Consider the following 22905-nt stretch of genomic DNA (forward strand, 5'->3'; position numbering starts at 1 on the left):
GTTGATAAACTCAGCTGAATACTCGTTTGCATCTTTCAAAATGCTCTAAAGAAGTTTCATTTGGCAAAGGAGACCATGCGACATCTTGCATACATTGTTCTGACAGTCGACGACTCAACATCAACTCCCTTTGCTCTGGTAGTTGCCAGCCCCAGACATCAAGTAAATCCAGTTGATATTCAAGCCATTCACTGACCACTCGGGTCTCAGCTAGGGTGGCAGCTGCCTCAAGGTGATAGGTCAATAACCATCGTTTTAGGTTTTCGCGCAAGATGCTGCGAGCCTGTTCACCGGACTCGGGATTGCGCAACCATGGCTCTGGATTAGGTACCGGATACATTCCAGATCTGCTGTTGTCCGCACTTTTCCATTGATTCTCGTCCCAATACAGCACACTGCCGATTGGCCCAAGCAGCAGCGGCAACTCGCTATCCTTCATATTGGCGAGGCAGCGCGCCAGCACCCGGTTGTCCTGGAACCGAAACAGCGAGCGGTCGCCGTCTTCGTCGATTACCATGCGCGCGATCCAATGCTGGGTCAGGCTGTCGAGGTCGGCCCTGTCCATACTGCCGATCCAGCCCCAGTTGCGTTCAGGGTCATCGAGCAGTCTGCGAAAGGCATCGTTGCCAGGGTTTTGCAATTCGGTCAGCCACGGACTGATAGCCGCGAACTGTGAGAACTCGGTGCGTCGGTACAATTGCACTGAGCGCTGCATGACGCCAGCGCTATACAGCGGTGTCACCGGGTTTGGTTCGGCGAGGCTGTCGAGTACAAGGATCAAGACTCGGTTGAGGCGGGATTGTTCGCCCATCCAGTTATTTAGCACGTCACTCATGCCGTAGCTCCCAAATCGCATTTACCTTCCCGGCAGGCTTCGCAAATAGGGCAACGAATATTACCCGCTGCACGAGCGGCTTTGGCCATGGCCATCTGTACGGCCGCCGGAACAAGCAGGGCGCCTGCCTTGTCTTTCGCGGCGGCCCATGGAATGACGGGTTCGAGAATCCCGATCCCAGTCCCCACCCCCGGCGCACCACCGGTATTCACCTTCACCTCAGCGCCGCTAATCGTGACACCACCCGCATCAACCTTCACAAAACTCCCGCCAGCCTTGGCCGTGAGCTCCATGCCACCCTCAATCACCACCTTCTCACCAGCGTGATAGTGAATCTCCGTCCCAGCCTCAACAAACTGCCCCGTCCCCACCTTCACATGCTGCGTCACACCCACCGTCAGGTGATCATCCGCGCGCATTTCGCTGATTCGGTCCAGATGGGTGATCCGATGTTCTTCGACCTTGAACTCGCTGAGCACATTGGCTTCAACGGTGTCATGCCGTTCGTTGCCGACGCGGATTTTCTGGTCGTGTTCGATGTTTTCGTCCCAGTCGCGCTGGGCGTGGATGTAGATCTGTTCGGCGCCTTTTTTGTCTTCGATGCGGAATTCGTTGTAGCCCTTGCCGCCCGGGGAGCTGAGGGTTTTGAATGTGCTGCGGGTCTTGTTGGCGGGCAGGTCGTAGGGGACGACGTTTTCCTTGTGGTACAGGCAGCCGGTGACGAGGGGCTGATCGGGGTCGCCTTCGAGGAAGGTGACGAGGACTTCCATGCCGATGCGCGGGATGGCAATGCCGCCGTAGGCTGCTCCGGCCCAGCCGCTGGCGACGCGCATCCAGCAGGTGGTTTTGTCGTCGGACTGGCCGTCGCGGTCCCAGTGGAATTGCACTTTGATGCGGCCGTACTGGTCGCAGTGGATTTCTTCACCGGCAGGACCCGTGACGACGGCGGTCTGGCTGCCGAGGACTTTCGGTTTCGGGTGTTCGAGGGCAGGGCGGTAGTGCGCGTCCCACGGGGTGGCGAGGAAGCTGTTGCGGTAGCCCTGGTGGAAATCGCTTTTGTTGTCGGTGACGTCGCTGGTGACGTTTTCGCCGAGCACTTGCGGTTGCTTGCCTTCGTGGAAGACTTCCAGCAGCAGCCACAGGTCGTTCCACTCGGCGCGCGGGTGTTCGGCGAGCGTGAGGAAATGGCCGCTGGTGAGCGTCGGTTCATCACCTTTGCCTTCGGCGAGTTTGTAGTCGCTGCGATGGCGCTCCAGGGCGCGGGTTGAGAGGAACTTGCCGCGCTCGCGGGTGGTGAAGCGGCCGGGGTAATCGTAGTCTTCCAGGTCCGGGGCGAATTCGGATTTGACCGCGCCTTCGGGCAGCAGCTTGGGTTTTTCGAAATCGTAGTCGCGGCGGCTGACGCGGGTGGTGCGAGTTTCCAACCGCAGGTTGAAGCGCTTGATCACCGGTTTCTCCGCAGCCATGCCGGAGTCCTGCTGATAGCTGACCGGCTTCAGTTTGCGGAACACCGTCTGGTCGTCGCCGAACACCAGTTTGTGGCCGCTGCTGCTGTGCTGGAAGTGGAAGTGAATGCCTTCCTCTTCGCACAGACGCTGGATGAAATGCAGGTCGGACTCGTCGTATTGCACGCAATACTCGCGTTCTGGGTACTCGGCGCCGAGCTGGAAGCTGTAGGCGTCAGAGAGAATGCCGCGATCTTCCAGCACCTGGGCGATGATTTTCGGCACCGTCAGTTGCTGGAAGATCTGCTGATCATGGTTGTGCTGCAGATAGGCCAGTTGCGGCATCAGGCTGATGCTGTAGCGGGTCAGGGTCTTGCCGGAGTCGCCCTGCTCGATGCGATAGACCTGGCCGTGAATCTTGCCTTCGCCGGTAGCGCCGAAGGTCAGACAGGCGCGCTTGTGCAGCAGCTCTTCGAGCTTCAGGTCGGGGCGGGCGCTGACCAGTTCGAGGTCGAAACGGAACGGTTCGTTGAGGGCTTCGCGACCGGTGAAGCTGAGGACTTGCAGGTCGGCGTTGGCGTCTTCGATCGAGAGGGTGATGTGGGTTGCATTGGCGTCCAGCATGCCTTGAATTCCGTCCGTTGAATAAGCAGGTGATGGATGTTGCAGGATTAGACGGCCTCATTCAAGGCGCAAATGGCGTAGGTGTGGGGCCTTGATGCCATAGGGAAAACCCTTAGGAGGGCGGTTTGGGTCAGTGAAATCGGGCCTTTCATAGACTTTGATGGTGTTTGAGAGATTGCCATCGCGGGCAAGCCCGCTACCACAGGTTTCTCGGGTGTAGACAAAATCGGCGTTCACTAAGGTCCTGTGGGAGCGAGCCTGCTCGCGAAGGGCTTCTACAACCAATGCCAGAACCGGCTCCAGAACCCGCGATTGAGGTCTTCCTTGCAGCCGGCATATTGCTGCGCATACAGATCCGAACGGTTCTGCACCTTGCGCGCGGTCGGCGGTAACCAGGCTTTGCTCGCGTAGGTCTTGTTGCGAAAGCCGCCCCAGCCTTCGTGGTAGTTCAGGTACTGGTTATAGGCGTCGTATTTGTACACGCCGTTGATCGAGGTGGTCTTGTCCATGTACCAGCCGACGAAGTCGATGGCGTCGTCGAAGTCTTCACGATCGGCCCAGTTGCGGCCGGTGCTTTTCTGGTAGTCGGCCCAGACTTCATCCTTGGCTTGCGCGTAGCCGGAAGCGGTGGAGACGCGGCCCCAGGGAATTACCCAGAGCAGATATTTGCGCGGCGTCTTGGCGTCGTAGCGATAGCCGGATTCCTGATACATGATCGCGAAAGGCACCTGGATCGGCACGCCCCAGCGTTTCTGGGTGACTTGCGCAGCGTCGTACCAGTCGCTTTTCTCGCGGAAGATTGCGCAGATGTCTTCCGGCGAGCGGGGCGGCGAGGTGCCGCAACCGCTCAGCAGGGTGGCCAGGGTCAGAAGGGCGAGGATGTGCCTGTGATTCAAGAGCTGTTTTCCGTCGTGCGCAAAAAGGCCGACAGTCTACGCGCTCAGCTCAATTGATGACGATAGGGCAGATCCGGACCGGTTTTGCTGCAGGTCAGTGCGGCGGCTTGTACGGCGAACCTGAGCATGCCGTCGATTTGCTCTCGACTGAGCTGCTGCACGCCTTCGACCGAGTCCAGCGAATGTTCGGTCAGCCAGGTGATCAGCGCCGCCTGGAAGGTGTCGCCGGCGCCTACCGTATCGGCGATCTGAATCTGATTGGCCGGCACCGACCACGAGCCATGCGCGCGACTGAACACCGTTGCGCCGTCGCCTCCGCGCGTCAGGAATACGATCTGGCAGCGATGTTCGAGCCAGCCTTCAATCACGTTTTGCGGATCCTGCTCGGGATAGAGCAGGCTCAGATCCTCGTCGCTGACTTTGATCAGATCGGCCAGGCGCACCAGCGTGGCGATGCGCTCGCGCCATAGCTCGATGTTCGGCTCGGGATTGAGGCGCACGTTGGGGTCGAGGCTGATCAGGCGTTTACCGCTTTCGCGCTGAACCAGCTTAAGCAAGGTGTCGCCAATCGGCTGCACCACCAGCGAAAACGAGCCGATGTGCAGGCCGCGCACCTCGTCGCCGAGTGTCGGCAGATGTGCCTCGCTTAGTTGCCGGTCGGCGCAGCCTTCGCCACGGAAACTGTAATGCGGCGAGCCATTGGCGCCTACCGCGACCATTGCCAGGGTGGTCGGCGCGGCGAAATCCACCAGATAGTCCGGGCGCACACCTTCGTCCTGCAGGACTTGCTGCAAACGGCGGCCGAGGTAGTCGGTGGACAGGCCGCCGAAGAGCGCCGAGTCCACGCCCAAGCGGCGCAGACCGACGGCGACGTTGAACGGCGAACCGCCGGCAATCGCCTTGAAATTGACTTTCGAGGCCAGCCCGCTGGCATCGTTTTCGCTGAAGAAATCAAACAGGGCTTCGCCACACACCAGGTACATAGTTGTTTGCTCGTTATAGGGTTGCGACATGCTGTTGATAGCGTTCGTAGGCCTGCTGGAACGCCGCGACATTGGCGGCGATCGGCAGGGTTTCGCTGCCCGCGTCGAGTTTCACGCAGCGCTCGCACAGATCGGCCAGGGACACTTCATCGCCGTTCGAGCGCGACGCACACCAGGCCGCCTGAATCGCGGCACCCAGTGCGGCGGCTTCGCTTTGTTCGGTGCAGATCACCGGAGCGTTCATGATGTCGGCGACGATCTGCCGCCACACCGCGCTCTTCGAGCCGCCGCCGATCAGGCAAATGCGCAGGCTTTGTAAACCATTCTGGCGGAGCAAATCCACCCCGTAACGCAAACCGAAGGTGGTGCCTTCGACAGCGGCGCGGCACAGGTTGGCTTGGGTCAGGTTGTCCATGGTCAGGCCATGCAGGCTGCCGGTGGCGTGGGGCAGGGCGGGGACGCGCTCACCGTTGAGAAACGGCAACATGCTCACGCCTTCGGCACCGATCGGCGATTGCGCGACCAATTCGTTGAAGGTCGGCAGGTCGAGCTTGAACAGTTCGCGAATGGCGCCGGTGGCATTGGTCAAGTTCATGGTGCAGATCAACGGCAGCCAGCCGCCGCTGGAGGAACAGAACGTGGCAATCGAGGCATCGGCGCTGACGTTCGGCTCCTCCGAATAGGCGTAGACCGTGCCGGATGAACCGAGGCTCATGGTGATCGCGCCGGGCTGAATATTGCCTGTACCAATGGCGCCCATCATGTTGTCGCCACCGCCGCTGGAAACCACCGCGTTGGGGTTGATGCCGAGTTGCTCGGCGATTGCCGGCAGGAGAGTGCCAACGGCCGCGTGCGCGTCGATCAGCTCCGGCAGTGCGGCTTGTAAACGGCCGCTGGCGTCGATGTCGCGCAGGATCTGCAAATCCCACTGCCGCGTGCGCACGTTGAAATAACCGGTGCCGGAGGCATCGCCGTATTCGCTGCAGGCGCGGCCGGTGAGCCAGTAGTTGAGGTAGTCGTGGGGCAACAGAATCCGCGCGATGCGCGAGAACACATCGGGATGCTGCTCTTTGGTCCACAGCAGTTTCGACACCGTGTAGCCCGGCGCAATGACCACGCCGAGGCGTTCCAGCGAACCTTTCTCGCCACCCAGTTGCGCGAGCAAGCGCTCGTTTTCCGGCGTGGTTTCGGTATCGCACCAGAGCTTGGCCGGGCGCAGCACTGCGCCTTGCTCATCGAGCAGGACCAAGCCGTGTTGCTGGCCGGAGACGCCGACACCGAGGATCGCCTGGCCGTCGACATTGGCCGCTCGCAACGCCTGGCGGGTGGCGCTGACGAACGCGTCGAGCCACTGTTGAACGTCTTGTTCGCGGCGGCCGTTGGCGCCGCTGATCATCGTGTGCGGCGCCGCGCCCAGACCGAGCACCTGACCGCTGTCGGCATCGAGGATGATCGCTTTGGTGCCTTGGGTGCCGCAGTCGATACCCAGGAAGAGCTTTGTTGTTGTCATGAAGACTCCACGGCTGCTCGTTCCCATGCTCTGCGTGGGAACGCCTCAATAGACGCTCTGCGTCCGCTTTTGATGGGACGCGGAGCGTCCCGGGCTGCATTCCCACGCGGAGCGTGGGAACGATCAGGTCGCGAGAACTTTCTCCAGAGTCCGCGAAACCCCAACCTCGCGCAAACTCTGGCAGCACCACTCGAATGCCGCAACAAACTCCGCCGACTTCGGTATCGCCGTGCCGAAAATCTCTTCCACGCCCAACAGGCGCTCGGTGATCAACTCATCGTCCGCTACCAATCCCTGACAGAACGCCGCTCGCGGGTCCGGAATCGAATACGTATCGCCATTCTCATCCATGCCCTTCAAATACAGCGCCCACGCCGCGACTACCAGTGCCGCACGTTGGGTCTCGCGGCCATCGGCAATCAGCCGATTGATCGTCGGCACGGTGAACTTGGGAAACTTCGACGAGCCATCCGAACACACGCGCTCCAGTTGATCGGCAATCGCCTGATTGGAAAACCGCGCCACCAGCGTGTCCTTGTATTCGCTCAGATCAATGCCCGGCACTGGTGCCAGCTGCGGCGTGACATCCAGATCCATATAAGCGCGCATGTAACGCACGAACAGCGGATCGTTCATGGTCTCGTGGACGAAGCGATAACCCTTGAGGAAACCCAGATAGGTCAGCGCCAGGTGACTGCCGTTGAGCAGTTTGATTTTCATCTCTTCGTACGGCGACACATCGTCGGTGAACTGCACGCCGACCTTTTCCCATGCCGGGCGGCCGTTGACGAATTTGTCTTCCAGCACCCACTGCACAAACGGTTCGCAGACCACCGGCCAGGCATCGTCGACGCCGTGTTTGTCGGCCAGTTGCAGGCGATGCGCGGTGCTGGTCATCGGCGTGATGCGGTCGACCATGGCGTTGGGGAAGCTGACGTTCTGGTCGATCCAATCGCGCAATTGCGGATCACGCAGCGCGGCGAACGCCAGCAGCGCCTTGCGCGCGACCGCGCCGTTGTGCGGCAGGTTATCGCAGGACATCACGGTAAATGCCGGAACACCCGCCGCACGGCGTTTGGCCAACGCGGCGCAGAGGAAGCCGAACACGGTGCCCGGCGCTTCCGGATGTGCGAGGTCGTGTTGAATCTGCGGCAGATGCGCCATGAATTCGCCGCTGCTGTCGTCGATGCAGTAACCGCCCTCGGTGATGGTCAGCGAGACGATGCGGATCTGCGGTTCGGCGAGTTTGTCGATCAGCGTTTGCGCGCCATCTTCGGCCAGCAGCATGTCGCGGATTGCACCGATGACGCGCACTTCGGTGTCGTCGCTGTCGCCCAGTTCGAAGAGGGTGAACAGGTAATCCTGCTCGCGCAGATCATCGCGGGCACGGCGATCTTCCGGTCGCAGGCCGACGCCGCAGATTGCCCAGTCCAGCGCTTCGCCAGTGTTCATCAAGGCATCGGTGTAATACGCCTGATGCGCGCGGTGGAAACCGCCGACGCCAATGTGGGCGATGCCCTTGCGTGTGTCGCTCAGGTTGTAACCCGGCAGTTGCACTTCGGCGGCGAGGCGGTTGAGGTTCTGTTGGTTGAGTTTCATCGGATAGTCTCGAAATCAGGCGGCAGCGCGCAGTGGGCGGGTCAGCGCCACACCTTCGGCGTCGAACAGGTGGCAGTGAGTCGGGTCCAGACGCAGGCTCAATTGCTCGCCATAACGGCTGGCCAGATCGCCGCGCACGCGCATGGTCAGGGCTTCACCGGCGCTGGTGGTGACGTGGCAGAAGGTGTCGCTGCCAAGCCGTTCGCTGACATCGGCAGTCACCTGCAGCGTGCAGTCGCCGGGTTGCGCCAGCTCCAAGTGTTCAGGGCGAATACCCAACGTGACTGCGCTGCCGACACTGAGGTTGGCAGCGTTGAACGGCAGGGTGATGCGCGTGCCGGCGTCCAGCGAAACTTCGCAGCTGGCGCCGTCGATGCGGGCAATCTTGCCTTTGAGGAAACCCATTTTCGGCGTACCGAGAAAGCCTGCGACAAACAGGTTGGCCGGGTTGTGATAGAGGTCCAGCGGCGAGCCGACCTGCTCGATCCTGCCGCCATTGAGCACCACGACTTTGTCGGCCATGGTCATCGCTTCGACCTGATCGTGGGTTACATAGATCATCGTCGCTTGCAGGTCTTTATGCAGACGCAGCAACTCCAGACGCATCTGCACGCGCAACGCCGCGTCGAGGTTGGACAGCGGTTCATCGAAGAGGAAAATCTTCGGGTTGCGCACGATGGCGCGGCCGATCGCCACGCGCTGACGCTGACCGCCGGACAGCTGTTTCGGTTTGCGCTCGAGCATCGGCCCGAGCTCGAGAATGCGCGCCGCTTCGCCGACCTTGCGCTCGACTTCGGCTTTCGGCACGCCGGCCAGATCGAGGGCGAACGACATGTTCTTTTTCACAGTCATGTGCGGGTACAGCGCGTAGGTCTGGAACACCATCGCCAGATCACGCTTGGCCGGGCTGACTTCAGTGATGTCGCGGCCATCGAGTTCGATGGTGCCGCCGCTGACCTCTTCAAGGCCGGCGATCAGGCGCAGCAGGGTGGATTTACCGCAGCCCGACGGGCCGACGAAGACCACGAATTCCTTGTCGTTCACTTCAAGGTCGATGCCCTTGATGATGGAAAAGCCTTCGAAGCCTTTTTGCAGACTCTTGATTTTCAGGTTGGCCATGAGATGGGCCTCCGCAATTTATTATTCGATTGAACCAGCCGCACATTCTGACTGTGGGAGCGAGCCTGCTCGCGATGGGGCCGTGTCAGCCGCCTTCAACGTTGAATGACGCACCGCATTCGCGAGCAGGCTCGCTCCCACAGGAGTCGTGTTGGTTCAGGGATATTCATTTCACGGCACCAAACGAGAGGCCGCGCACCAGTTGCTTCTGGCTGATCCAGCCAAAGATCAGAATCGGCGCACAGGCCAGGGTCGAGACCGCCGACAACTTGGCCCAGAACAATCCTTCGGGGCTTGAATACGAGGCGATCAACGCGGTCAGTGGTGCGGCATTCGAAGAGGTCAGGTTCAGCGACCAGAACGCCTCGTTCCAGCACAGGATCAGCGACAGCAGCACGGTCGAGGCGAGGCCGCCCTTGGCGATCGGCAGCAGCACGCGAACCATTTCCTGCCACAGCGTCGCACCGTCGAGGCGGGCGGCTTCGAGGATGTCTTTGGGGATGTCCTTGAAGTAGGTGTAAACCATCCAGACCACGATCGGCAGGTTGATCAGCGTGTAGATCACGATCAGCGCAATGCGCGTGTCGAGCAGGCCGAAACTCTTGGCCAGCAGGTAGATCGGCATCAGCACGCCCACCGGCGGCAGCATCTTGGTCGAGAGCATCCACAGCAGCGTGCCTTTGGTGCGCTGGGTTTCATAGAACGCCATCGAGTAGGCCGCCGGCACCGCGATCAACAGGCACAGGGCCGTGGCGCTGAAGGAGATCACCACCGAGTTCCAGGCGAAGCTGAAATAGTCGCTGCGCTCATTGATGTGCAGGTAGTTCTCCAGCGTTGGCGTGAAGATGAACTGCGGCGGCGTGGCGAAGGCGTCGATTTCGCTCTTGAAACTGGTCATCACCATCCAGAAGATCGGGAAGAAAATCACGATCGCGATGGCCCAGGCCAGGGTGCCGAGCAGCAGGCTTTGCAGGCGGCGGGATTGTTGGAGGGTCATGGCAGGCCTCACGCTTTGTCAGTCAGGTTTTTGCCGATCATCCGCACCAGAATGAGCGCGGCGATGTTGGCGATGACCACGGCAATCAAACCGCCCGCCGAGGCCATGCCGACGTCGAACTGCACCAGCGCCTGGTTGTAGATCAGGTAGGCGAGGTTGGTCGAGGCGTAGCCGGGGCCACCGTTGGTGGTGGTGAAGATTTCGGCGAACACCGAGAGCAGGAAGATCGTTTCGATCATCACCACCACGGCAATCGGCCGCGCCAGGTGCGGCAGGGTCAGATGCCAGAAGATCGCGATCGGGCCGGCACCGTCCAGGCGTGCGGCTTCTTTCTGTTCCTGATCCAGCGACTGCATGGCGGTCATCAGAATCAGGATCGCGAAGGGCAGCCATTGCCACGAAACGATGATGATGATCGACAACAGCGGGTAGTGCGCCAGCCAGTCCACCGGTTGCGCACCGAACAGCTTCCAGATGTAGGCGAGGATCCCCGAGACCGGATGGAAGATCAGGTTCTTCCAGATCAACGCGCCGACGGTGGGCATGATGAAAAACGGCGAGATCAGCATCACCCTCACCAGGCCGCGCCCAAGGAATTCGCTGGCCTCCAGCAACGCGCTGATCAACACACCGAAGACCACGCTGATCAGTAACACGCTGCCGACCAGCAACAACGTATTGGTGGCGCCGGGCATGAAGCCCGAATCGGTGAGGAAATAGGTGAAGTTCTCCAGCCCGACGAATTCGTTTTCGCCGGGGTAGAGCAGGTTGTAGCGGATCATCGAAAAGTACAGGGTCATGCCCAGCGGCACGATCATCCACAGCAGCAACAGCGCCACCGAAGGGCTGACCAGAAACCAGCCGGGATTGCGCACCCGCAGCTTGCGCTGGGGTGGCGACAGGTCGATGTGGGCTTTGGCAGTTGAAGTATTCATGGCATTCACAACCGAGTCATACAGACCTATGGAGATCCCCATGTGGGAGCGAGCCTGCTCGCGAAAGCGCTGGGTCAGTGTCATGTGTGTTGGCTGACACGACGCCTTCGCGAGCAGGCTCGCTCCCACAAGAGGCAGGAGCAAGTCGCTCAGCGCTTACTTGGGATAACCCGCGCGCTTCATCTCGCGTTCCGTAGTCTGCTGCGCCGCCGCCAGCGCCTGATCTACCGTGGTCTGGCCGATCAGCGCTGCCGAGAACAGCTTGCCGACCTGGGTGCCCACTGCCTGGAATTCAGGAATGGTCACCAATTGAATGCCGATGTACGGCACCGGTTTCAGCGTCGGCTTGCTCGGGTCAGCGGCCTTCAGCGATTCCAGCGTCACCTTGGCAAACGGCGCAGCGCTCATGTACGCATCGCTGTAGGTCGAAGCGCGGGTGCCCGGCGGCACGTTGGCGATGCCATCGGTCTTGGCAACCAGTTCGCCGTACTCTTTGGACGTGGCCCAGGCGCTGAAGGTTTTTGCTGCGTCCTTGGCCTTGGAGCTGGTCGGAATCGCCAGCGCCCACGAATACAGCCACGCCGAGCCTTTATCCGTGACCTGATGCGGAGCGAAGGTAAAACCGACGTGATCGGCGACCTTGCTCTGGGTCTTGTCGGTGACGAACGAACCGGCGACGCTGGCGTCGACCCAGATCGCGCATTTGCCGCTGTTGAACAGGGCGAGGTTTTCATTGAAACCGTTGCTGGATGCGCCCGGCGGGCCGGATTTCTTCATGGTGTTGACGTAGAAATTCAGCGCGTTTTTCCATTCCGGTCCGCTGAATTCCGGTTTCCATTGCTCATCGAACCAGCGCGCGCCGTAAGCATTGGCGACCGTGGTGACCAGCGCCATGTTCTCGCCCCAACCGGCCTTGCCGCGCAGGCAGATGCCGTATTGCTCTTTGTCTTTCTGGGTGAGCTTTTCCGCAAACCCGGCGATCTCTTCCCAGGTCGGACGCTCCGGCATGGTCAGCCCGGCTGCCTTGAACAGGTCGGTGCGGTAATAGGTGATCGAACTCTCCGCGTAAAACGGCAGCGCATACAGCGAACCCTTCACCGACAGGCCTTCGCGCACCGACGGGAAGACATCGTCGAGGGCGTAACTGGCCGGCAGGTCCTTCATCGGCTCCAGCCAACCCTTGCCGCCCCAGAGTGCGGCTTCGTACATGCCGATGGTCAACACGTCGAACTGGCCGCCCTGTGTGGCAATGTCGGTGGTCAGGCGCTGACGCAGGACGTTTTCTTCCAGCACCACCCAATTGAGCTTGATGTCCGGATGCTCGCTCTCGAAGGTTTTCGAGAGTTTCTGCATGCGGATCATGTCGCTGTTGTTGACGGTGGCGATGGTCAGGGTCTGGGCGCCAAGGCTGACGCTGCTGAGGGTCATGCAGGTGAGAGCGAGCAGAGCTTTTGCAGTGGGTTGCATCGTGCACTCCTTTTCTGGCACCCGTCGGGGCAGAAGGACAGTTATTGTTTTTGTGTCTTCCGAATGCAGGAAGAATCTGCGCTGATTACAGCCTTCCACGGCGGGGCTGACAAATCATCCCTAGCACTTTTGTTGATACTTTTTTGCACTGGGGTTTGGGCGGGGGAACGCAGGGAAGGGGTTTTGCGCGAGGGACCGTTAGCGAATGCGTACAGATTTCGCCAGCCGGGGCACGGTTTTTTGTGGGAGCGAGCCTGCTCGCGAAGATGGTGTGTCAGCCACAGGATTTTTCACTGACAGACCGCTTTCGCGAGCAGGCTCGCTCCCACAGGTGGTGTGTCGTCAGAGATGGTTCTGTTCAGTCAGCCGCTGCACCGCCAGCCGTCGATAGTGCGACGGCGTCATGCCCTTGAGTTGCTGAAAGCGTCGATTGAAGTTGGAAATATTGTTGAAGCCCGACTCGAAGCACACCTCGGTCACCGGTTTGTCGCCGTCGGCCAGCAGCTCACAGGATTTGCTGATGCGCAGGCGGTTGACGAATTCAATGAAGTTGCGCCCGGTGGCCTGTTTGAATACCCGGCTGAAGTAAGTTGGCGTCATGCCCAGGTGCTCGGCCACTTCTTCCAGTGAAATGTCCCGGGCGTAATGGCTGAAGATGTAATCGACGGCGCGGTTGGTGCGGTCGATGTTGTGTTCGTCGGCCAGTTGCGGGGTGGTGGCACCGGACAGCAACTGGTAATCATCACTGGCCGCAAGCAATTCCATCAGGATGAAAAAATGCCCGAGGCGGGTGATGCCGGTGCTGTCGGCGATCCGCTGCATAAGCGTCATGGCCTGACGGATCGTGCGCTTGCAGCGAAATTCGATGCCGTAATGCGCGCGCTCAAGCAGTGGCGCCAGGGATTTCAGCTCAGCGAACACCTGGTGGCCGCTCTCGAACAATTCGTCGGTGAAGTTGACCAGCATGTCGCGCTTCTCCACCACTTCATCTTCAGCGACCTGGCTGATCCAGTTGTGCGGCAGGTTGGGACCGGTCAGAAACAGGGTTTCCGGATAGAAGTTGCCGATGTAATCGCCGATGAACACCTTGCCCGAGCTGGCGACGATCAGGTGCAGTTCGTATTCCTTGTGGAAATGCCAGCGCACCAGCGGGCAGGGAAAGCCGTGCTGGCGGTAGATGATGGACAAGCCGTTATGGTCGTCCATCAACTCGTAGGAAGGGTCGGTCACGCGAGCGGTTCGGGTCATGACGAGGCACTTTTTTATTATCGCTGCGCGATCATGCCTCGTTTTTTGCCATTTGTGCCACTTCCGACCGGCCGTCCGTGGAGACCGCTCAACTGAGCTTGTCGCGGGCCTTTTGCAAGTTGGCCATTTGGCAGAAGCGCACGATGTTCGAATTCTTGATGAAGTCGAAATTGATGATGTTGCACTTGCGCGCCCAATCGGATTTTTCCGGATCGAACCACTCGTCAAGACTGTCGAGGATTCGCCGTGGCCCGCCGAGTGTGTAACTGGTTGCCGACAGCGACCACGGGCGGCGCGTACTGACAGGTGTGCTCAGTACGTTGTCTATATAGCCATAAAGATCCGAGGTGCTGACCTGTGATTTGCCGATCCACTTGTGATTGATCTGGCTATAAAAGCGGAAGTCCAGGGTTTCCCAGGTCATCGGCGCAGCTACCATAATGCGCTGCAATGGATCGATGGCTTTGAGTTGGCCAATTGTCAGATGCAGATTTTCGGTGGGAATGATCCGTTCCCCAAGGTGCTCCAGCAAAGCTGTTCTGAATTCCTCATGGTTGAATGGATCTGTAGCGTTGGAAAGTTCATGAAAGTCCAGAACGATAAACTCGTTCGGGCTTCTTTCATAAAACCCCTTGAGGTCTCTGATCAGGTCTTCAAGCGTTCGCGAAGAGTTGAATCCATTGTGCTGGAAACGGAATCTCGCCAGTTGTTTCGCCTTGCTGTTGTAAACAAGGCGTACATCAAGTGCGCGAGCGCCGCGATTCAACTGCGAATAAAACGAAACGTCCTGGCAGGCAAGCCAGTTTTTCCCGGGAATCAGGGCATAAGAAGCTTCCCAGTCACAGCCGGCGTTGTGCGCGCCGGGCAGGGTCATTTCGAATAACGAAAGATTATCGATTTGTGGTGAATCAGCCATCCATTGATGGGTTGGTATATCGTCGAAGTTTTCCATGTTGCATATCCTGCGAAGTGGTTGATTAGTTGCGCGCAGGATGTTTATAGGTATGTTCGTGTTATTGCGAAAGTTCGCTTTTAATGCAAGTCATGTAATTAACGATCTGTTGGATTCAACTGGTTTTTCGCTTCGATCCATTGAGCCATGTATTGAGTGCTTTTGAGTGTGTGATGTCGCAGCATGGCGCCGGTGAAGTTGTCGTTTCTAAGTTGTGCCAAGTGTTGTCGGCAATCAGCTATCCGGTTGATCAGACGCGGGCCATGTACGCTGCGCTGATAACGTTGCTGCAAAAGTGCCGAAGCCTGAATCTGCGCTTGCTGCCAGCGCGCTGGATCTTCGTACAGTTGCACGGCCTGTTCGGCGAAGGTGTTTGCGTCCAGGGCAACGGCGCCCGGCCAAGGAGCATCGCCGTGCATGGCTTCGGCGCCGATCGGTGTCGTCACGCTTGGCGTGCCACAGAGCATGGCGTCGACCAGTTTGCCCTTGATTCCCGCGCCAAAGCGCAATGGTGCAAGGCAGACCCGCGCTGCCGACATCACTTCAAGCGCATCTTCGGCCCAGTCCATGATGTGAAAGCCTTGGGCCGGGTTGTGCAATGCGGTGGCTTTGGGCGGCGTATAGGCGCCATAGATATGCAGTTGCGCGCGAGGCAAGTGCGCGCGGATCAGCGGCCAGAGCGTGGTCTTCATCCAGAGCACGGCATCCCAGTTTGGCGCATGACGGAAGTTGCCAATGCTGAGGAAATGCGCGCGCTCTTCGAAACTTGGCGCGGCGGTGTCCGGAAGATCAATCATCAACGGACACCAATGCAGGATTTGACGAGGCAGGCCGAATTCCTCCACCAGCAGGTCGATCTCGACTTCGGAAATCATCAGGTTCAAATCACACCGGTACAGCGCAGCGATTTCCCGTTTGGCCAGATCGGTGCTCGCCATCAGCTGGAATTCTTCGTGCAATGCCGGTGCGAACAGTTCGGTGAAATCAGTCTGCTCGTCGTTGATTTTCAGCCGGTCTTTCAGACGCTGATGACGCGCATGCCGCAGGCTTTGCAGGTCGGAGGTTTCCAGGATGCGCAGGGCGTCCGGACAGTGTTTCTCCACCCGCCAGCCAAACTGTTCTTCCATCATGAACTGATCGAACAGCACGATATCCGGCGCCAACTCGCTGATGAACGTATCAAAGCTGCTGTTGTTGAGTTCGATCGGCACTTCGCAAATGCCCAGCGCCGTCAGATCAGCTTTGTGTTCCCCCGGGCCGGCCGGGCTGCTGAACGTGATGTCCCAGCCTTGCTCGAGGAACGCTTCAAGAATCTGCATGACATGCCCGCTGGCCGCCGAAGAGCGGGGCTCGGGCCAGACGTAGCCGATGACCAGGACTTTGGTGGGAACGGAGTGGGACATCACTGGATTCTCGGCGCGTAAAAAAGGGCGCAATTAAACCACAGTGATGCGTGCTCATCGCCAGTGCCGGTTGATCACGATTGCTCGGGTTCCAGCCAATGCCGGTAGATGTGCAGGACTATTCCAGTATGGATTTGACCTTGTCGCGTAACTGGTCAATCGAAAACGGTTTGCCGATGACATGCATGTCGCCGGGTACTTCGATAGTTTCGGCATAACCGCTGGCAAACAGGATGGGCAGAGCAGGGCGCAGCTCCCGCGCCTTTTCAGCAAGTTCGCGGCCATCCATGCCAGGCAGGCCGTGGTCGGTCATCATCAAATCGATCAGCTTGCCAGCGTCCCCGAGAATCTTGAGTGCCGCTTTACCGTCATCTGCCTCCAGCACAGTGAATTCCAGCTCCTCCAGCACATCCACGATGAGCATGCGCACGATGTCGTCATCTTCTACGACAAGGATAGTGGAGGCATTGGCAGACATGGCAGGACTCTCAGAAAAAATGAAATCGGGGGATACCGGGCAAGCGAATTTTGCCGGACTCTTGCATGAGTAAGTGGCGCATAGCCACAAGTTCCCGAGCTGATACAAAAAAGAACAGGTCAGTGCGGTGCGGCAAGGATAACCGTTGGCGTCGTCCAATGCGCAGGCGTGTGTAGGAAAATGCCATCATTTGTGTGAGAAAAATGGATCCATGGCGGGGTTTTGGGGCAAACTCTCGGGTTTTCAACAGTTCGACAAGGCTGCCCCATGTCCTCTCCGTCCTCGGTTGATGAACAACGGTTCCGCAAACTTCTGAGTCGCAACGTCAGCCTGCCGCTGGGCGTTGGCGTGCTCAGCGCCGTGTTCTTCGTCTCGCTGATCACTTATTTGCTGTCGGTCATCCAATGGGTCGAGCACACCGACCGGGTGATCAATAACGCCAATGAAGCGGTGAAGCTCACCGTTGATCTGGAAACCGGCATGCGCGGCTATCTGCTCAGCGGTGACGAGCACTTTCTCGACCCGTACGAAGTTGCCAAGCCGCGTATCGAGGTCGCTCTCAATACGTTGCTGGAGCTGACCGCCGATAATCCGGTGCAGACCGATCGCCTGCGCCGTTTGCAAGCCTTGCAGGTGGAGTGGGCCAATTACGCGCAGTCTATGATCGATCTGCAGCGCAGCAGTGGCGACTATCGCGGTGCGGTCAAGGCCGGGCGGGGCAAGCGCCTGACCGATGAAATCCGCAAGCAATTCGAGGACGTCATCGAGACCGAGCAGGTGCTGCGCGCCACGCGCAATGAGGATGTGCGCCGCACGACGATCTGGAGCATCACCCTTTACCTGATCTTCATCGTTGGCATCAGCGGTTTGCTGGCCTACATCGGCCGCCGTGATCTGCTCAACCTGTCGACCAACTACAGCGCCAACCTCGCCGCCCAACTGGCCAGCGCCGAACGCCTCGAGAAACAGGCGTGGCTGCGCAACGGCCAGACGCAACTGGCCGAGCAGGTGTTGGGTCAACTGACGCTGAACCTGCTGGGGCGCAACATTCTGCAATTCTGCGCGCAATACCTCGGCACTGCCGTCGCCGCGCTTTATGTGCGCGAAGAACATGGCGGCCTCAAGCGCGTGGCGACTTATGGTTTCTCCCGCGAGCAGGAAGAGCTCAATCAAACGATCTACAGCGGCGAAGGTATCGTCGGCCAAGTGGCAGAACAGGCACGCCTGATCCGTCTCGACGCGGTCCCGGGCGACTATTTCAAAGTCAGCTCCGGGCTCGGCGCAGGCCTGCCGCACAGTGTGCTGGTGGTGCCGACCAGCGATGATGATCGGGTCAATGGTGTGATCGAACTGGGCTTCCTGCGTCCGCTGTCCGAGCGCGACATCGAACTGCTGGAACTGATTGCCGGCAACATCGGCACCTCGATCGAAGCGGCGCGTTACCGTCAGCGCTTGCAGGAAGTGCTCGCCGAAACCCAGCAGCTCAATGAAGAGCTGCAAGTGCAGCAGGAAGAGCTGAAGACTGCCAACGAAGAGCTGGAAGAACAGTCGCGGATTCTCAAGGAATCCCAGGCGCATCTGGAAACCCAGCAAGTGGAGCTGGAGCAGACCAACGAGCAGCTCGCCGAACAGCGCGATGCGATGGACAAGAAAAACACCGAGCTGAATCAGGCGCAGATCCAGCTCGAAGAGCGTGCCGAAGAGCTGCAACGCTCGAGCAAGTACAAATCCGAATTCCTCGCCAACATGTCCCACGAACTGCGCACGCCGCTCAACAGTTCGCTGATTCTGGCCAAGCTGCTGGCGGAGAACCCGCAGCAGAATCTGTCGGCGGAACAGGTCAAGTTTGCCGAATCGATCTATTCGGCCGGCAACGATCTGCTCAACCTGATCAACGACATTCTCGACATTTCCAAGGTCGAGGCCGGCAAGCTTGAAGTGATTGCCGAAAACACCCGCGTCGATCGTCTGGTCGACGGCTTGCGCTCGATGTTCGAACCCTTGGCGGCGGACAAGAAACTGGCCTTCAGCGTCGAGGTTCAGCCGGACGCACCGGGCTTGCTGTTCACCGACCGTCAGCGTCTGGAGCAGGTGATCAAGAACCTGCTGTCCAACGCGATCAAGTTCACCGAGCACGGCGCCGTAAGCCTGACCATCACCGCGCAGCCGAATGATCACATCGCCTTCAGCGTCAAGGATTCCGGGATCGGTATCGCCGCGGATCAGCAGGAAAGTATCTTCGAGGCGTTCCGTCAGGCGGATGGCACCACCAATCGCAAGTACGGCGGCACCGGTCTGGGCCTGTCGATCTCGCGGGATCTGGCGACGTTGCTGGGCGGTTCGATCAGCGTCGACAGCGTGCCGGGGCAGGGCAGCACGTTTACGCTGGTGTTGCCGCGTCAGTATCACGAATTCGGTGAAACGCCGGCCGCGCCGCTGACCTTCCACCCGGCACCTGTGACGCCTGCGCCAGTTGCTGTTGCGGCTCCGCTCGCATCGGCGATTCCGGCAGTCATCCCGCGCTTTGCCGACGATCGCGACAAGGCACCGTTCGCCACCCGCTGCATTCTGGTGGTGGAGGACGAACCGAACTTCGCCCGTATCCTCTATGACCTGGCCCATGAGTTGGGCTACATGTGTCTGGTCGCCCACGGCGCTGACGAAGGTTACGACCTGGCGCGCGAATTCGTTCCGGATGCGATCCTGCTCGACATGCGCCTGCCGGATCATTCCGGTCTGACCGTGCTGCAACGCCTGAAAGAACGCGCCGAAACCCGGCACATTCCAGTGCACGTGATTTCCGTGGAAGACCGCGTCGAAGCGGCCATGCACATGGGCGCGATCGGCTACGCAGTGAAGCCGACCACCCGCGAAGAGCTCAAGGATGTGTTCGCCCGTCTCGAGGCCAAGCTGACGCAGAAGGTCAAACGCGTGTTGCTGGTCGAAGATGACGATCTGCAACGCGAAAGCATCGCGCGGCTGATTGGCGACGAAGACATCGAAATCACTGCCGTCGGCCTGGCCCAGGACGCGCTGGAGCTGCTGCGCACGACCATCTACGACTGCATGGTCATCGACCTCAAGCTGCCGGACATGCTCGGCAACGATCTGCTAAAGCGCATGTCCACCGAGGACATCTGCTCGTTCCCGCCGGTCATCGTTTACACCGGACGCAATCTGACCCGCGATGAAGAGGCCGAACTGCGCAAGTATTCGCGCTCGATCATCATCAAGGGCGCACGCTCCCCGGAGCGGTTGCTCGACGAGGTCACACTCTTTCTGCACAAAGTCGAATCGCAGCTGTCCCATGAACGGCAGAAGATGCTCAAGACCGCGCGCAGCCGCGACAAAGTCTTTGAAGGTCGCAAAGTGCTGCTGGTGGACGACGATGTGCGCAACATCTTCGCCCTGACCAGCGCGCTGGAACACAAAGGCGCAGTCGTGGTGATCGGCCGTAATGGCCGCGAAGCGATTGAGAAACTTCATGAAGTCGAGGACATCGACCTGGTGCTGATGGACGTAATGATGCCGGAAATGGATGGCTTCGAAGCCACCATGGAAATCCGCAAGGATCCGCGCTGGCGCAAGCTGCCGATCATCGCGGTGACGGCCAAGGCCATGAAGGACGATCAGGAGCGCTGCCTGCAAGCGGGCGCCAACGATTACCTGGCCAAGCCCATCGACCTTGATCGTCTGTTCTCGCTGATACGTGTGTGGTTACCGAAAATGGAACGCATCTAGTGGAACGCAGCAGTTCAGCCGAGCGCAACAGCGAAATCGAATTACGCTTGTTGATCGAGGCGATTTACCTGAAATACAGCTATGACTTTCGCGACTACTCCGGCGCTTCGATCAAGCGCCGGGTGCAGCACGCGCTGAGTCAGTTCGAGTGCGCGACCATCTCGGCCCTGCAAGAAAAAGTCCTGCACGACCCGACCGCGTTCATGCAGCTGCTGCAACTGCTGACGATCCCGGTCAGCGAGATGTTCCGCGATCCGTCGCACTTCCTGGCGATCCGCAACGAAGTGGTGCCGCTGCTGCGCACCTATCCGTCGCTGAAGATCTGGATTGCCGGATGCAGCACGGGCGAGGAGGTCTATTCGATGGCGATCCTGCTGCGCGAAGAAGGCCTGCTCGACCGCACGATCATCTACGCCACCGACATCAACCCGCGCTCGCTGGAGAAGGCCAAGCAAGGGATTTTCTCCATGGAAAACGTCCGCGCCTACACTGCCAACTATCAGCAGGCCGGCGGTCAGCGTTCGTTTGCCGATTACTACACGGCAGCCTATGGCTACGCGATTTTCGACAAGAGCCTGTGCGAGAACGTGACGTTCGCCGACCACAGCCTGGCCACCGACAGCGTGTTCTCCGAAACCCAGTTGATTTCCTGCCGCAACGTGCTGATCTATTTCAACAAGAAGTTGCAGGACCGGGCGTTCGGGCTGTTCCATGAATCGTTGTCGCATCGCGGCTTTCTGGTGCTGGGCAGCAAGGAAACCCTGGATTTTTCCAACTATTCGAACCAGTTCGAGGCGTTGGTCAAACAAGAACGGATCTACCGCAAATCATGAACGACACCCCGAGCCTGCCTCGCATCGAGGCCGTCGTGATCGGCGCCTCCGCAGGCGGTGTCGAGGCGTTGCTGACCCTGCTCGGGCCATTGCGCAAAGGCTATGTGCTGCCGATCATCATCGTTCTGCATCTGCCGGAAGAGCGCCGCAGTCATCTGGCCGAAGTGTTCTCCCGCCGTGTGGCGATGCCGGTCAAGGAAGCTGAAGACAAGCAGGACATTGAAGCCGGCACGGTGTATTTCGCCACGCCCGGTTATCACTTGTCGGTCGAAGCGGATCGCAGCCTGTCGCTGAGCCTGGAGGACCGCGTACATCATTCGCGGCCGTCTATTGATTACCTGTTTGAATCGGCCGCTGACGTTTACGGCGAGACACTCGCCGCCGTGCTGCTGACCGGCGCCAATCAGGATGGCGCGCGCGGGCTGGCCTGCGTCAAGCGCTGCGGCGGCCTGACCATTGTTCAAGACCCCGATGATGCACAAGTCGCCACCATGCCCCAGGCTGCACTGAACGTTCTGCAGCCGGATCATGTCCTACCCATTCACGGCATCGGCCGTCTGCTAGTCGAGCTGGAACGAATCGCATGCTGAGTAATATCCAAGCCAAACTGTTGATCGTTGACGATCTGCCAGAAAACCTGCTGGCGCTGGAAGCGCTGATCAAGCGCGAGGATCGCACGGTCTACAAGGCTCTGTCGGCGGACGAAGCACTGTCGCTGTTGCTGCAACACGAATTCGCCATGGCCATTCTCGACGTGCAGATGCCGGGCATGAATGGCTTCGAATTGGCTGAGTTGATGCGCGGCACCGAGAAGACCAAGAACATTCCGATCATTTTCGTCAGCGCCGCTGGCCGTGAACTCAACTACGCGTTCAAAGGCTATGAAAGCGGTGCTGTGGACTTCCTGCACAAGCCGCTGGACATTCATGCGGTGAAGAGCAAGGTCAACGTTTTCGTCGATCTGTATCGCCAGAGCAAGGCCATGAAACAGCAGGTCGAGGCGCTCGAGCAGGCCCGCCGTGAGCAGGAAGCGCTGCTGCAACAGCTGCAAAGCACGCAGCTTGAGCTGGAACAAGCGGTGCGCATGCGCGATGACTTCATGTCCATCGTTGCCCACGAGGTGCGCACGCCGCTCAATGGGCTGATTCTTGAAACCCAGCTGCGCAAGATGCACCTGGCGCGGGACAACGCCGCGGCGTTCACCCTCGACAAGATGCAGGCGATGGTCGACCGCGATGAGCGGCAGATCAAAAGTCTGATCCGTCTGATCGAAGACATGCTCGATGTCTCGCGGATACGCACCGGCAAACTGTCGATCCGCCCGAGTCGTTTCGATCTGGTGCAACTGGTCAGCAATCTGCTGCAAAATTTTGCACCGCAAATGGAAGCGGCGGAAACCAGCGTTTCCTTTGAGGCGTCCGAGCCGGTCGAAGGTTGCTGGGACGAGTTCCGCATCGAGCAAGTGGTGTCCAATCTGCTGACCAACGCCTTGCGTTACGGCGGTCGCAGCCCGATTCAGGTGCGCGTCTATCGCGAAGCTGACGAGGCTCGGGTCGAGGTCCAGGATCACGGCATCGGCATCAGCGCAGAGAACCAGAAGCGTATTTTTCAGCAGTTCGAACGGGTGTCCGCCAAGACGGTGGTGGCCGGGCTCGGGCTGGGTCTGTTCATTTCCGAGCAGATCGTCGCCGCCCATGGCGGCTCCATCGTCGTCGAGAGTGAAATCAACGAAGGCGCCCTGTTTCGCGTTTGTCTGCCGATCCAGGAAAACGGCATATCCGACGCAACCTCTGAGTGACCACACGGTCGTATCAGCAGCTATTGACCGAACAAAGGCTTC

18 protein-coding genes are annotated in these 22905 nt (G+C 59.3%); 4 read left to right on the top strand and 14 right to left on the bottom strand.

The genetic code is table 11. The features are described from left to right. Window positions 1-10 precede the first annotated feature (10 nt). From JWU58_RS12770 to JWU58_RS12835, 14 genes are all read right to left on the bottom strand, one after another. Window positions 11-835, bottom strand: a complete 825-nt coding sequence (locus JWU58_RS12770; RefSeq protein WP_130929799.1) for a DUF4123 domain-containing protein — start codon at window positions 833-835, stop codon at window positions 11-13. Beyond that, on the bottom strand, window positions 832-2904 hold the full coding sequence (locus tag JWU58_RS12775; RefSeq protein WP_206422090.1) for a type VI secretion system Vgr family protein: 2073 nt from the start codon (window positions 2902-2904) through the stop codon (window positions 832-834). Before JWU58_RS12775 ends, JWU58_RS12770 begins: the two co-directional genes overlap by 4 nt. A 275-nt stretch (window positions 2905-3179) precedes the next feature. Then, on the bottom strand, window positions 3180-3800 hold the full coding sequence (locus tag JWU58_RS12780) for a transglycosylase SLT domain-containing protein (RefSeq protein WP_016774877.1): 621 nt from the start codon (window positions 3798-3800) through the stop codon (window positions 3180-3182). A 44-nt stretch (window positions 3801-3844) separates the two neighbouring features. Next, window positions 3845-4783: a carbohydrate kinase family protein gene (locus JWU58_RS12785; protein WP_110600416.1), complete on the bottom strand. Its 939-nt coding sequence runs from the start codon at window positions 4781-4783 to the stop codon at window positions 3845-3847. 13 nt (window positions 4784-4796) lie between these two features. Beyond that, window positions 4797-6293 (bottom strand): xylulokinase, encoded by a 1497-nt coding sequence (gene xylB, locus JWU58_RS12790; protein WP_206422091.1) that lies wholly within the window; start codon window positions 6291-6293, stop codon window positions 4797-4799. Between the two features lie 123 nt (window positions 6294-6416). Next, the gene (locus tag JWU58_RS12795; protein WP_206422092.1) at window positions 6417-7892 is read right to left on the bottom strand and encodes a mannitol dehydrogenase family protein; all 1476 of its coding nucleotides are present in this window, start codon (window positions 7890-7892) and stop codon (window positions 6417-6419) included. Between the two features lie 15 nt (window positions 7893-7907). Continuing rightward, a complete protein-coding gene (locus JWU58_RS12800) occupies window positions 7908-9011 on the bottom strand; it encodes an ABC transporter ATP-binding protein (RefSeq protein ID WP_206422093.1) in 1104 nt (367 codons plus the stop codon). A 166-nt stretch (window positions 9012-9177) separates the two neighbouring features. Continuing rightward, on the bottom strand, window positions 9178-10008 hold the full coding sequence (locus tag JWU58_RS12805) for a carbohydrate ABC transporter permease (protein ID WP_016774872.1): 831 nt from the start codon (window positions 10006-10008) through the stop codon (window positions 9178-9180). An 8-nt stretch (window positions 10009-10016) separates the two neighbouring features. After that, a complete protein-coding gene (locus tag JWU58_RS12810) occupies window positions 10017-10943 on the bottom strand; it encodes a carbohydrate ABC transporter permease (protein ID WP_206422094.1) in 927 nt (308 codons plus the stop codon). A 156-nt stretch (window positions 10944-11099) separates the two neighbouring features. Further along, entirely contained in the window at window positions 11100-12410 is a 1311-nt protein-coding gene (locus JWU58_RS12815; protein ID WP_039761571.1) for an ABC transporter substrate-binding protein, read from the bottom strand. Window positions 12411-12752: 342 nt separating this feature from the next. Next, on the bottom strand, window positions 12753-13658 hold the full coding sequence (locus tag JWU58_RS12820; RefSeq protein WP_206422095.1) for an AraC family transcriptional regulator: 906 nt from the start codon (window positions 13656-13658) through the stop codon (window positions 12753-12755). A gap of 88 nt (window positions 13659-13746) precedes the next feature. Continuing rightward, window positions 13747-14610: a PI-PLC domain-containing protein gene (locus tag JWU58_RS12825; protein WP_206422096.1), complete on the bottom strand. Its 864-nt coding sequence runs from the start codon at window positions 14608-14610 to the stop codon at window positions 13747-13749. Window positions 14611-14708: 98 nt separating this feature from the next. Then, window positions 14709-16013 (bottom strand): glycosyltransferase, encoded by a 1305-nt coding sequence (locus tag JWU58_RS12830; protein ID WP_206422097.1) that lies wholly within the window; start codon window positions 16011-16013, stop codon window positions 14709-14711. Window positions 16014-16131: 118 nt separating this feature from the next. Next, the gene (locus tag JWU58_RS12835; protein WP_016774866.1) at window positions 16132-16491 is read right to left on the bottom strand and encodes a response regulator; all 360 of its coding nucleotides are present in this window, start codon (window positions 16489-16491) and stop codon (window positions 16132-16134) included. Window positions 16492-16758: 267 nt separating this feature from the next. Between JWU58_RS12835 and JWU58_RS12840 the strand changes: the two genes are divergently transcribed. The 4 genes from JWU58_RS12840 to JWU58_RS12855 are packed head-to-tail and all read left to right on the top strand — an operon-like array spanning window position 16759 to window position 22863. Continuing rightward, a complete protein-coding gene (locus JWU58_RS12840) occupies window positions 16759-20232 on the top strand; it encodes a response regulator (protein ID WP_122706356.1) in 3474 nt (1157 codons plus the stop codon). Then, window positions 20232-21065, top strand: coding sequence for a CheR family methyltransferase (locus JWU58_RS12845; RefSeq protein ID WP_016774863.1), 834 nt, complete (start codon window positions 20232-20234; stop codon window positions 21063-21065). The genes JWU58_RS12840 and JWU58_RS12845 overlap by 1 nt, the downstream gene beginning before the upstream one ends. Next, window positions 21062-21655, top strand: coding sequence for a chemotaxis protein CheB (locus JWU58_RS12850; RefSeq protein WP_206422098.1), 594 nt, complete (start codon window positions 21062-21064; stop codon window positions 21653-21655). Before JWU58_RS12845 ends, JWU58_RS12850 begins: the two co-directional genes overlap by 4 nt. Further along, window positions 21649-22863: a hybrid sensor histidine kinase/response regulator gene (locus JWU58_RS12855; RefSeq protein ID WP_016774861.1), complete on the top strand. Its 1215-nt coding sequence runs from the start codon at window positions 21649-21651 to the stop codon at window positions 22861-22863. The genes JWU58_RS12850 and JWU58_RS12855 overlap by 7 nt, the downstream gene beginning before the upstream one ends. Window positions 22864-22905: the final 42 nt, after the last annotated feature.

Source organism: Pseudomonas atacamensis (assembly GCF_017167965.1).
Lineage (GTDB): Bacteria > Pseudomonadota > Gammaproteobacteria > Pseudomonadales > Pseudomonadaceae > Aquipseudomonas > Aquipseudomonas atacamensis.